The following is an 11,323-nucleotide window of genomic DNA, read 5'->3' on the forward strand; positions in this document are numbered from 1 at the left end:
CCGACCAACGGGGGGATCGCCTCATGTCCACGGCTCGCGCGCTGCTGTCCGACGCCCGGCTCTATCTCTGCACGGACGCCCGCAAGCGGCAGGGAGACCTTCCCGAGTTCCTCGACGCCGTGCTCTCGTCCGGCGTGGACATCGTGCAGTTGCGCGACAAGGGCATGGAGGCGGGCGAGGAACTGGAGCATCTCCAGGTCTTCGCCGACGCCTGCCGCAGGCACGGCAAGCTCCTCGCGGTGAACGACCGCGCCGACGTGGCGCATGCCATCGGCGCCGACGTGCTGCACCTGGGGCAGGGCGATCTGCCGGTCCCCGCGGCGCGCGCGATCCTCGGGGACGCCGTGCTGATCGGCCGCTCGACGCACGCCGAGGCCGAGGCGGCAGCCGCCGCCGTCGAGCCGGGTGTGGACTACTTCTGCACGGGCCCCTGCTGGCCGACGCCGACCAAGCCCGGACGGCACGCCCCCGGCCTCGACCTCGTCAGGTACACGGCCGCGCTCGGCGGTGACCGGCCCTGGTTCGCCATCGGCGGCATCGATGCTCGCAATCTGGACGAGGTGCTGGACGCGGGGGCCCGCAGGGTGGTCGTCGTGCGGGCCGTCACCGAGGCGGACGACCCGGCCGCGGCAGCCGCCGACCTCGCGAAGCGGGTCAGGGCCCGGAGCGTGTGACACCGCTGGTGATCGTCCATCTCTGTCCAAGGGATGGACAAGAGACGGGCAAATCCGGCATATTTCCCTCATTCGGTTGGGTGGCCCTCTTGGTCTGGCTAACCTGCGGGTATGGCCCTCGGTACTGCTTCCACCAGAACGGATCGCGCACGCACGGTGCGCGACCTGCTTGCGACGGGCAAAACGTCGTACTCGTTCGAGTTCTGGGCGCCGAAGACGGAAAAGGGCGAGCGGAACCTGTGGAACGCGCTGCGCAGGGTCGAGGCGGTCGCGCCGAACTTCGTCTCCGTGACCTACGGCGCCGGCGGGTCCACCCGTGCGGGCACGGTCAAGGCCACCCAGCAGATCGCCGCCGACACCACCCTGACGCCCGTCGCGCACCTCACCGCGGTGAACCACTCCATCGCGGAGCTGCGCAACATGATCGGCCAGTACGCGGACGCCGGCATCCGCAACATCCTCGCCGTCCGGGGGGACCCGCCCGGCGACCCGATGGGGGAGTGGGTCGAGCACCCCGAGGGAGTGCGGTACGCCGCTGATCTCGTCCGGCTCATCAAGGAGTCCGGCGACTTCTGTGTGGGCGTCGCGGCCTTCCCGGAGATGCACCCACGCTCGGTCGACTGGGACGAGGACATCCGGCACTTCGTGGACAAATGCCGCGCCGGGGCCGACTACGCGATCACCCAGATGTTCTTCCGGCCCGAGGATTATCTGCGGCTTCGCGACCGGGTCGCCGCAGCGGGTTGCGAAACCCCGATCATCCCCGAGATCATGCCCGTCACCAGCGTCAAGCAGATCGACCGGTTCGCCGCCCTGAGCAACGCGCATTTCCCGGCGGAGCTGAAAGAGCGGATCCTCGCGGTCAAGGACGATCCAGCCGCTGTACGCTCCATTGGCATCGAGTTCGCGACGGAGTTCGGCGCCCGGCTGCTCGCCGAGGGTGTCCCCGGGCTGCACTTCATCACGCTCAACAGCTCCACCGCGACACTCGAGATCTACGAGAATCTCGGACTGCACGAGCAGTCCTGACAGGCCGTACCCGCCCCGCCCCCGGGGCGGCGGCCGCAGGAGAGGGGCGGGCATGGGCTGGACGGTCCTCTACGTCGCGTTCGGAATCGTCGCGCTGTGGCTCCTCGGTGAGGTGCTGCTGCAGTACAAGGCCCGTCTGCGCTGGCGGCTGCTCGCGTTCGCCGGGTTCCTGGGCGTCGTCATAGGCGTGCTGCTGCCGTCGGTGGTGGTCATCGCCCTCGGTGCGATGGCGTTCGCGGTCGGTCAGACGTATGTGACCCTCTCCTTCCGGCGCGGCTTCTCCACCGGCTGGGCACTCGGCGGCAGCCCCGGCGTGAGCAGGCGGCGCAGGTCCGGCGCGGCCCAGGAGGCCGAGCGGGAGCCCTCGCTGGAGGTCACCGGCCTCTCCTACGACACGCCCGCGTACGACACGCCCGAGTCCTACGCCGCCGAGCACGGCCAGGCGGCGCCCGAGGTCTACGAACCGGAGCCGCTGCCCGACGAGACCGGGCAGTACGGCATCTACACGGAGGATGCCGCCCGGCGGGACGCAGAGCGGCGGGCCGTCCCCGACGAGGGCCGGCAGTACGCCACGTACGACTCGGGTTACGGCGGCTACGACGCGTACGGCGACTACGGTCAGCAGCAGCCCGCCGCGCAGACGGCCTACGCCGGACAGTACGACTACGGCAGCGGCCAGCAGCAGTACGCCACCTACTCGGACGCGTACGTGGGCGGCCAGCAGTACAGCACCTACGACGCGTACGACTCCTACGGCGGCTACGCCGGCCAGCAGCAGTACGCCGGACACGGGCAGCAGGACGGCCACAACGAGACCCCGCCCGGCGGGCTCTGGGTGCCGCAGCAGCGTGACGGGGAGCAGCCGGAGCAGCCCTCGGCCTACTACGACACCGGGTACAACGAGCAGCAGCAGTACCGCTACTGAGATCCGCGGAAGTCCGCGCCCTCCACGATCAGCCCGGCGACCAGCGCGCCGGACATCCCCGCGTGCGCCAACCCACCCCCGGGGTGCGCCCAGCCCCCGGCGAAGAACAGACCGGGCAGACTCCCGGCGTTGACCAGGGGCAGGAACGCGCCGTCGGCTCCCGCGAGCGCCGGGGCCGGAACCCTGCCGGTGCCCGTAGCGTGGCGCGTGTGTTCCGGATGGCGCACCTCGCGCCACAGGAGCCGCTCACGCAGGCCCGGCACCGCGGCCTCGGCGGCCTCCGTCATCCGGTCCGCAGTCGCATCGGCGATCCGGTCCCACGTATGGCCGCCGTGCACCTCGGCCGGCACCGTGGACACCAGGGTGACCGTCTCGTGGTCGTCGTCCGGCCGCAGCAGTGGGTCGTCCGGCCGTAGAACGGTCACCGTCGGATGCGGGCCGCTCCCTCCGGCGTGGATCGCGTCCCACTCCGCGACGGGGTCAGCGGCGTGGACCACCGTGCGGTGCACGGCCCCCGCCTCGGGGCCGCCTCGCAGGGCGAGATGGACACTCACCCGCCCGGTCCCCACCATCGGATGCCAGTGCGGCCACTCGGCGCGCAGACTCCGCAGGCCGATGTGCTCCTCGAACAGCGACGGCATCCAGGCCCCGGACACCACGACATCGGCCTCGACCGGGCCGCCGTGCTCGAGCTCGAGTCCCACCGCGCGGCCGTCCTTTTCCAGCACGTCCGTCACGCCGGCCCCGAAGACGAACGTCACCTTCCGGGCCAGACAGCGCTCGTACACAGCGTCGGCGAGGGCGCGGAGGCCGCCCTTCACGTACCAGGAGCCGAAAGTCTGCTCCATGTACGGCAGTACGGCGGCCGAAGCGGGTGCGGTGCCCGGGTCCAGCCCGTACGCCGTGGCATGACTGCCGAGCAGCGCCGCCAGGCGCGGGTCGCGCAGCTCGCGCGTGCCGACCTCGGCGAGCGTGCGGGCCGACCGCCGCAACAGACCCTGGCGCAGCGCCGGATAGAGGTCCTTCGACAGCGGCGAGACATCGGAGGGCAGCGGCTCCTCCAGCAGAGGGCGGCGCGATCGCTCCCATGTCTCGCGTGCCCGCCCCAGGAACTCGCCCCACCGCTCGCCCGATCCGGGTCCGAGCGCCGATTCGAGGGCGGAGACGATGCCGGCCCTCGACGCGTTCGGCAGGAGGACTTCGGTGCCGTCGGCGAAGAGGTGCCGGCTCGCGGGGTCGACCTGCGTCAGCTCGACGCACCGCTCCAACGGCTCCTTGCCGGTCTTGACGAACAGGTCCCGCCAGACCGCCGGCAGATGCAGCAGACCCGGCCCGGTGTCGAAGGCGAAGCCGTCCCGTTCGAAGCGGCCAAGGGAACCGCCGTACGTCGAGAGGCGCTCGTACACCGTCACCCGGTGGCCTGCCACGGCCAGCCGGGCGGCAGCCGCCATGGCGCCCATCCCGGCGCCGATCACCGCAATCCGTGCCATGCAGGCGACTCTACTGACCAGGACCGACACGCACCGGGCCGGGTGTGCCCGGCGGCGCCGAGGTCACCAGTCCGGTGGTCTGCGGAAGCGCGCCGCGCCTGTCAGACGTCTCTCCTCCCGGCGCTGGGCCCTGCGCCGCAGGAAACGGCGGATCCTCGAGGCCAGGAAGAACACGGTGACGATGCCCAGCACCAGCAGCGTGCCCGCGATGATCGCCGCGGCCACCGGGTTGAAGACCGCGAACGAGATGATCGCGGCGACACCCAGGTCCTCCGCCACGCTCACGCCGATGTTGCTGAACGGCTCCGGCGACGTGTTGACGGCCATCCGGGTGCCGGCCTTGACCAGATGGCTCACCAGGGCGGTCGAACCGCCCACGGCGCCCGCCGCGAGCTCCGGCAGCGACCCGCTCTCGCCCGCCAGAAGCGCGGCGACGACCGCGCCCGCCACGGGCCGGATCACGGTGTGGACGGAGTCCCATATCGAGTCGACGTACGGGATCTTGTCCGCCACCGCCTCGCACAGGAAGAGCACACCGGCAGCGATCAGGACGTCGGTGCGCTGCAGCGCCTCCGGCACCTGGTCGGAGATGCCGGTCGCGCCGAAGATGCCGAACAGAAGGACCACCGCATACGCGTTGATCCCGCTGGCCCAGCCGCTGGTGAAGACGAGGGGGAGTACGGACACGGACGCGATCGTAACCAGCCTTCCAGGGCGGAAGGTGGGGTTCGGTGCCCAGAGCTGAGTATCCGTACTCAGCCGCCGAGATGAGTATCCGCGCGGATGGGCTCCCAGCTGCGCGAACGGAAGAGTGGGGACCACGGAAGGGGCGCGGCGCCGGCACCGACGACACGGGGCGGCGGAACGGCGCGGCTCCCCCGACAGCACGGGGGTTGCAGGACGGAGAGCCCACGACCACGGGGGACAAGGGGGGACCGGGCTCTTCGGACCACGGGGAGAGCGGGGAACGGGGGGAACGGGAACGCCGGGCGGGCTGGAAACTCCAGCTCGCCCGGCGTTTCGTCGATTCCGCCGAACCCGTGCTCCGGGCCGTCAGTCCCGGCGGCCGCTCACCCGGCCGTGCAGCAGCAGGGACAGCGCCCCGTGTACATCGTCCAGCGACCGCTCCCGCTGGAACGCCTGCCAGTCCAGCGCCGCCACCAGCACCATCCCGACCAGCGCGGCGGCCGTGAGCGGAACGTCGATCTCCTCGCTCAGTTCGCCGGCCTCCACGCCCTCCCGCAGGACCGTCTCCACGACGGCCACCGCCTGCTGCCGCACGACGAGGAGCGTGGACTGCCACGCGCGGTTGGTGCGCCACAGCTCGGCGACATACAGCTGGGTGAAGGCCGGGTAACGGTCGATGAACACGAGCCCGGCCCGGATCATCGCGTCCAGCGCCTCGATCCTGGAACCGCCGCGCTCCGCCGTCTCGTCGGCCGCCTGCTGCAGGGAGGCGGTGAGCAGGCCGACCCCGAAACGCAGCAGCTCCTCGAAGAGCTCGGTCTTGCTCTTGAAGTTGTAGTAGACCGTGCCCTTGGCGACCCCGGCGCGCTCGGCGATCTCGTCGACCGTGGTGGCCGAGAAGCCCTGCTCCGCGATGAGCGTCACGGCTGCCTCGTAGAGCTTGGCGCGCGTCGCCCGGCGTCTGGTGCTGCTGCTGTCCATGACATCGATTCTCACAGGTCCGCCCATGGTCACAGACTCAGCTCCGGGTGGAGCCTGTCGAGCGTCCAGACCTGCTTGCGCCGCGCGGACAGGGCGGTCAGCGCCAGTGCCCCCGCGGTGAAGGCCAGCAGCACCGCGCACGCCTGCCAGACCGGGCCGAGACCGCCGCCCGTGATCAGCCTGCGCAGCGCCTCGACGACATACGTCATCGGCAGGAACGGGTGGACCGCGCCGAAGAACCCGGGGCTCGTCTGCACCGGATAGGTGCCGCCCGCCGAGGTCAGCTGGAGCATCAGAACCGCGAGGACCAGGATGCGGCCGGCGGCGCCGAAGCGGGCGTTGAGCCACTGGATGATCGCCGTGAAGCAGCAGGTGACGAGGGCGAGGAAGCCCACGGTGCCGGCCGCGTACGCCATTTCGAGTCCGAGGCCCCAGTGCAGGACCGACATCAGAGCGGCGACCTGGAGCAGACCGATCGCAGCCACCGGCAACCAGCCCGCCGCCGCGATCCGCCAGGCGGACGCCCCGGCGGCGAGGGCCCGGCGGTTGAGCGGCTGGATGATCATGTACGCCACCATCGCGCCCACCCAGAGAGAGAGCGGGATGAAGTACGGGGCGAAGCCGGTGCCGTAATTGGGCGCCGCGTGCAGGGACTTGCCGGCCAGCTGGACCGGGTCGGCCATCACCTCCGTGCGGCGGTCGCGGTCCTTCTTGTCATAGTCCGGGATCCTGTCCACGCCGTTGTTGAGCCCCACGGCCAGCTCGGTCGACCCGTCGGCCAGCCGGAAGAGGCCGCCGTCCAGGTCGCCCGCGCCCTTCTTGAGCTTGCCCACGCCGGTGTCCAGGTCCGTGGAGCCCTTCTTGGCGCTGGTCAGACCCGTGTGCAACCGGTCGGCGCCCGTGGCGACCTTGTGCGCACCGGTGTTGAGCTCGTTGATCTTGCGGACGGTGTACGCCAGGTCCTCGTCCAGTTTCGGGGCACGCTTGGCGAGGGCGTCGGCCTTCTTCTCCAGGCCGGCGAGCTGTTTCTTCAGTGCCTTCAGATCGCCGCTGCTGTTGCCGATCAGGACGTTGAGGTCGTCGGCGATCCTGGCGACGTCGGCCGCCGCGGTCTTGGCGCGCTTGAGCTCGGCACATGCCCTGGCGTCGGGGAGCAACGCCTCCTCGCACTGGGTGCGGTGGATCTCGGTGAGCGCGTCGGCGGACTTGTGCGCGAGCACCGCGGCGCCCGGGGCCCGTTCGACCAGACGGTCCAGGTTGTGCTGCACGGCCCGCGACGAGTCGGCCACCAGCCGGGCCGAGTCGCCGATCGACTTCCCGTTGTCCTTGAGGTACGGGCGCACCTCGTCGGCGACCCTGTTGACCTTGTCGGCGAGCGTCTGGGTTCCGTCGGCGACCTGCCGGGAGCCGGTCTCGAGTTCACCGGCACCCTTGTGCAGCTTGTTGATGCCCCCCGACAGCTTGCCGCTGCCGTCCTTGGCGTCCTTGAGCCCGTCGGCGAGGTCCTCCGAGCCCTTCTTGGCCTTCCCGACACCGCTCTTGAGCTTGTCGGCGCCCTTCGCCGCCTTCTCCGTCGCCTCGTGGATGTCGGAGAACGAGATGAAGATCCGGTCGAGGAACGACCGGGAGGCATCGGTCGACGCGGCGGTGCGCACCTCGGAGAAGACCGTCCGCGAGATCTGGCCGACGATGTAGTTGTTGGCGTCGTTCGTGCGGACCTGGAGCGCGCCGGTCTCGGGGGAGTCGCCGGAGCTGGAGGCGATGCGCCGGCTGAAGTCCGCCGGCATGGTCAGCGACAGGTAGTACGTGCCGTCCTCGACGCCCTTGCGGGCCTCGGCGTCGCTCACCTCGTGCCACTGGAAGACCTTGCTATCGCGCAGCCCCTTGGTGATCTCGTCGCCGGCCACGATCTTCCTGCCGGCAGCGGTGGCGCCTTTGTCGTCGTTGACGAGCGCGACGGGGATCTTGTCGAGCCTGCCGTAGGGGTCCCAGAACGAATACAGGTACAGGGCGCCGTAGAGCAGCGGCAGCAGCATGACCGCGACGATCGCGGCGGCGGGCAGCTTCCCCCTGCCGAAGCGCTTCAGCTCAAGCGCGGCCAGTTTCGGCGAGCGCATCGGCCGCCCCCTCCTCGTTGGTGTTCTCTTCCGAGTCGGCCTCGGTCGCGGTCTCGGTCTCGGTCGCGGTCTCGGCCTCCGCGTCCGTGCCCGCGTCCGCGTCCGTTGTGGTGCTCCGGTCCGCCACGGGGGCGGCGTCGGGGGCCTCGTCCTCGTCGCGGACGGCGCCCGTCGTGCGGACGACGCCCGCGTCCCCGGGGGCCTGGCTGCACACAGCGAGCACCGTCGTGCCGCCGTCCGCGATCGAGCGAAGGAGCGCCCAGGCCGTGGCGCGGTCGGCGTCGGAGAGCTTGAGGTCGGTGTCGTCGACCGCGAGCAGCCGGGGCTCGGCGATCAGCGCGAGGGCGACGGAGAGCCGCAGCTCCTCCAGCCGCTCCAGGTCGCGTACGGACGTGCGTTCCCGCTTGGGCAGTGCTGCCAGGTCGAGCCCCGCGGCGGACAGCGCCTTCTCGATGCGCTCGCGCGCGTCGGCGGACCGCTCCGCGCGGGGCCGCAGCAGAGCGCGCAGCGAACCGTCGAAACGCCGCTGCAGCAGGGCCCGTTCGCGCAGATGCTCCGCGACGGTGAGCGCCGGGTCGAGGTCGCTGACTCCCGCCACCGGGCCGAGAGCGCTGATCCGACGCACAGCGGCCATCCGGCGCGGCAGTTCGAGGCCGGCGACCACGGCGCGGCCTTCCGTGGGTCTCATCCGTCCCGTGAGTGCGAGCAGCAAGCTCGTGCGCCCCGAACCCGACGGGCCCTCGATCGCGACGAGCGCCCCCGGCGCTGCGTCGATGTCCACCGAGCGGAACGCCCAGCCGCGCGGGCCTTTCAGCCCGAAGCCCTCGGCGGCGACGGCCGCGCCGCGCGCGCTGTCCACGTTCCCCACCCCGATCCCCATCCCATCCCCGGTTTCTCTTTCCATGGACGATTTTTGAACTGACCAGTCAGTTCAAAAGTTACCCCCGAACCCGTGATCGAAGCAAAAGGGCAGGTCAGCGCGGACTGTCAGTGGTGCCCTCCACGATGGACACATACGGCCACAGTGCCGTCACACGACGACAGGAGGCTCGTCATGGCCCGTCACCCGGCAGCCGCCGCACACCGGCGCCGCGCCACCGGCACTGCCCCCTCATCGACCGGCCCGGCGCACGACGTCCATCCCGTCCCGCGCCGGGCATCCGCACCCCCCGCCGCTCTCGATCTGCTCGCCCGGGCCCGCGCCGGGCTCGAGGAGGCGGAGAGCTTCGAGGCGCCCAACGAGCGGTACGCCACGGCCCATCTGGCCGCCCTGCGCACGGCCGCAGCCGTGCTCGCCGCCCGCGTACGCCCCGAGGCCGCTCCGCGGCGCGGCCTCGGGGCGTCCCCAGGGCGGAGCCGGAGGGGAGGCATCCGCAGCGCGTGGGAGGTCCTGCCGGAGATCGCGCCCGAGCTGTCCGAGTGGAGCCTGCTGTTCGCCTCAGGGGCCGAGCGCCGGGCGCGTGCGGAGGCGGGCATACGGGGCGCGGCCAGCCGCCGTGACGCCGACGACCTGCTGCGGGACGTGGCCATGTTCCTGAGGCTGGTCGAGCGTCTGCTGGTGCTGCAGCCCGTGCTCCCGCAACCCAGGCCGCAGAAGCAGGAGCGCGGGGGCACCGCGGGGTGAGACGGATCGCTGGCGGGGGAGTCGGAGGCAATAGGGTGGACGGAGGTCACCAGTACATCGCCCGAGGAGCCAACAGCCGTGTCGGAACCGTCCCCCGCCGGTGGGGAGACCCCACCGCGACCCTCTCGCGCCTCCCTCCGTACCGCCGTGGTCTGGGAGGTCCTCAAGGAGGCGCTCGACCGTCGGGTCAAGGCGACCGGGACGGACTGTCTGGACATCCTGGACACCGGTGGCGGTACCGGTAACTTCGCGGTGCCCGCCGCCCGGCTCGGTCATCGGGTCACGGTCGTCGACCCCAGCCCGAACGCGCTGTTCGCGCTCGAGCGGCGGGCGGCGGAGGCCGGGGTCGCCGACCGGGTCCGCGGCGTCCAGGGCGACATCCACGGCCTGTTCGACGTCGTCGAGCGCGACGGCTACGACGCCGTCCTGTGCCACGGCGTGCTGGAGTACGTGGACGATCCCGCCGAGGGCGTCCGCAACGCGGTGGCGGCACTCCGGCCCGCCGGAGCGCTCAGCCTCCTCGCCGCAGGCCTCGGCGGCGCCGTCCTCGCCCGCGCCCTGGCAGGGCACTTCAACGAGGCCCGGCAGGCGCTCTTTGACCCCGACGGCCGGTGGGGAGCGGGCGACCCGGTGCCCCGGCGCTTCACCGCCGAGCAGCTCACCGAGGCCGTCACGCAGGCTGGTGTCGAGGTCGGCGCGGTCCACGGGGTGCGGGTCTTCGCCGACCTGGTCCCCGGGGTTCTGGTGGACACCGAGCCCGGCGCGCTGGACGCGCTGCTGAAGCTGGAGGCAGCCGCCGCCGAACTTCCCGCCTTCCACTCCGTCGCGACCCAGCTGCACGTCCTGGGCGAGAAGCGGGGCTGATCAGGCGCGCAGCCGCAGATGGACTACGCCACAGACCCTCCGTTGGCGGCCGTCGCCCCGTATGATCGGGGGACACCATCCGGCATGACGGATCGGAGGTTGGGGAATCAACGCCTCAGCACCCCGATCGGGCATGGCGGCCCGGAATGGCGTTTGCGAGAGGGCGGGTTTCACGGGGGCGAATCCCTGCCTATCCTGAAAGGGCCGCATACCGGTCGCCCCCGCGACCGACGACGAGGAGGACTCCGTGCCGCTCTCGGAGCACGAGCAGCGAATGCTCGAGCAGATGGAGCGAGCGCTGTACGCCGAAGATCCCAAGTTCGCTACAGCGCTTGAGGGAAGCGGGCTGCGTACGTACACCCGGCGACGGGTCTACCAGGCGGTCGCAGGCTTCCTGGTGGGTATCGCGCTCCTCATGGCCGGTATGGTCGCCCAGCAGATCTGGATCAGTGTGGTGGGCTTCCTGGTGATGCTCGGCTGTGCGGTTCTCGCGGTCACGGGCTGGCGCAAAGCGCCGAAGCCGGGCGAACAGCAGCAGGCAACCGGCGAACAGGGACGCCGACAGCCGCACCAGCGCAGATCGATGATGCACCGGATCGAGGAGCGGTGGCAGCGCCGCCGCGACGAGCAGGGCGGCCACTGAGTCCACCGGTCACGGATTTTCCCCCGGACCGGGTGGTGGCCCCGTCGGGCCCAGGGTCGGAGTAGGGATGAGGGGCGACGCTGACGAGCGTCGCCCCCTACACCGTGCTGCGCAGCACGCGCCGACTTCCCACGCGACGCTCACGGCCGGTCGCACTGCGCCCGCAGCGCGCCACCTTCCCCCGGGGGCCTGCCCCCGAGGCACGCTCGGGCCGGGCTTGCGGCGTCGTGTGGGTCGTGGAGCGTGTGCGGGAGGCGGCCGAGGACGAGTACTACGATCCCGCGCCGAT

At 71.4% G+C, this 11,323-nt stretch carries 11 protein-coding genes and 1 pseudogene; 7 read left to right on the top strand and 5 right to left on the bottom strand.

Annotated features, from left to right (window positions below; all coding sequences use genetic code 11):
- The first annotated feature begins 23 nt into the window (after positions 1 to 23).
- The 3 genes from thiE to ABZ070_RS17005 all read left to right on the top strand — a co-directional run bounded on the left by thiE (position 24) and on the right by ABZ070_RS17005 (position 2,628).
- A complete protein-coding gene (thiE, locus tag ABZ070_RS16995; protein WP_356634476.1) occupies positions 24 to 674 on the top strand; it encodes a thiamine phosphate synthase in 651 nt (216 codons plus the stop codon).
- A gap of 111 nt (positions 675 to 785) precedes the next feature.
- On the top strand, positions 786 to 1,703 hold the full coding sequence (gene metF / locus ABZ070_RS17000) for a methylenetetrahydrofolate reductase [NAD(P)H] (RefSeq protein ID WP_356634478.1): 918 nt from the start codon (positions 786 to 788) through the stop codon (positions 1,701 to 1,703).
- Positions 1,704 to 1,755: 52 nt separating this feature from the next.
- Entirely contained in the window at positions 1,756 to 2,628 is an 873-nt protein-coding gene (locus ABZ070_RS17005) for a hypothetical protein (protein WP_356634480.1), read from the top strand.
- On the opposite strand, the gene ABZ070_RS17010 is transcribed toward ABZ070_RS17005, so the two are convergent.
- From ABZ070_RS17010 to ABZ070_RS17030, 5 genes are all read right to left on the bottom strand, one after another.
- On the bottom strand, positions 2,622 to 4,118 hold the full coding sequence (locus ABZ070_RS17010; protein WP_356634482.1) for an NAD(P)/FAD-dependent oxidoreductase: 1,497 nt from the start codon (positions 4,116 to 4,118) through the stop codon (positions 2,622 to 2,624). The two genes, ABZ070_RS17005 and ABZ070_RS17010, sit on opposite strands and share 7 nt — an antisense overlap.
- Before the next feature lie 63 nt (positions 4,119 to 4,181).
- The gene (locus tag ABZ070_RS17015; RefSeq protein ID WP_356634484.1) at positions 4,182 to 4,805 is read right to left on the bottom strand and encodes a DUF4126 domain-containing protein; all 624 of its coding nucleotides are present in this window, start codon (positions 4,803 to 4,805) and stop codon (positions 4,182 to 4,184) included.
- Positions 4,806 to 5,171: 366 nt separating this feature from the next.
- Positions 5,172 to 5,786: a helix-turn-helix domain-containing protein gene (locus ABZ070_RS17020; protein WP_356634486.1), complete on the bottom strand. Its 615-nt coding sequence runs from the start codon at positions 5,784 to 5,786 to the stop codon at positions 5,172 to 5,174.
- Between the two features lie 29 nt (positions 5,787 to 5,815).
- Positions 5,816 to 7,903: a YhgE/Pip domain-containing protein gene (locus ABZ070_RS17025; protein WP_356634488.1), complete on the bottom strand. Its 2,088-nt coding sequence runs from the start codon at positions 7,901 to 7,903 to the stop codon at positions 5,816 to 5,818.
- Complete coding sequence (locus ABZ070_RS17030; RefSeq protein WP_356634490.1) at positions 7,875 to 8,762, bottom strand: ATP-binding cassette domain-containing protein; 888 nt, start codon at positions 8,760 to 8,762, stop codon at positions 7,875 to 7,877. The genes ABZ070_RS17025 and ABZ070_RS17030 overlap by 29 nt, the downstream gene beginning before the upstream one ends.
- Before the next feature lie 195 nt (positions 8,763 to 8,957).
- On the opposite strand from ABZ070_RS17030, the gene ABZ070_RS17035 reads away from it, so the two are divergent.
- The 4 genes and pseudogenes from ABZ070_RS17035 to ABZ070_RS17050 all read left to right on the top strand — a co-directional run.
- Positions 8,958 to 9,527: an SAV_6107 family HEPN domain-containing protein gene (locus tag ABZ070_RS17035; RefSeq protein ID WP_356634492.1), complete on the top strand. Its 570-nt coding sequence runs from the start codon at positions 8,958 to 8,960 to the stop codon at positions 9,525 to 9,527.
- A 147-nt stretch (positions 9,528 to 9,674) separates the two neighbouring features.
- Positions 9,675 to 10,391 carry a methyltransferase gene (locus ABZ070_RS17040; RefSeq protein ID WP_356634494.1) on the top strand — a complete coding sequence of 239 codons (717 nt, stop codon included), beginning with the start codon at positions 9,675 to 9,677 and terminating at the stop codon, positions 10,389 to 10,391.
- Between the two features lie 247 nt (positions 10,392 to 10,638).
- Positions 10,639 to 11,034 carry a DUF3040 domain-containing protein gene (locus ABZ070_RS17045; RefSeq protein WP_356634496.1) on the top strand — a complete coding sequence of 132 codons (396 nt, stop codon included), beginning with the start codon at positions 10,639 to 10,641 and terminating at the stop codon, positions 11,032 to 11,034.
- A 104-nt stretch (positions 11,035 to 11,138) separates the two neighbouring features.
- Positions 11,139 to 11,323 (top strand): annotated as a pseudogene (locus ABZ070_RS17050) (hypothetical protein); the annotation flags it as partial.

The organism is Streptomyces sp. NPDC006283 (genome assembly GCF_040613325.1).
Lineage (GTDB): Bacteria > Actinomycetota > Actinomycetes > Streptomycetales > Streptomycetaceae > Streptomyces.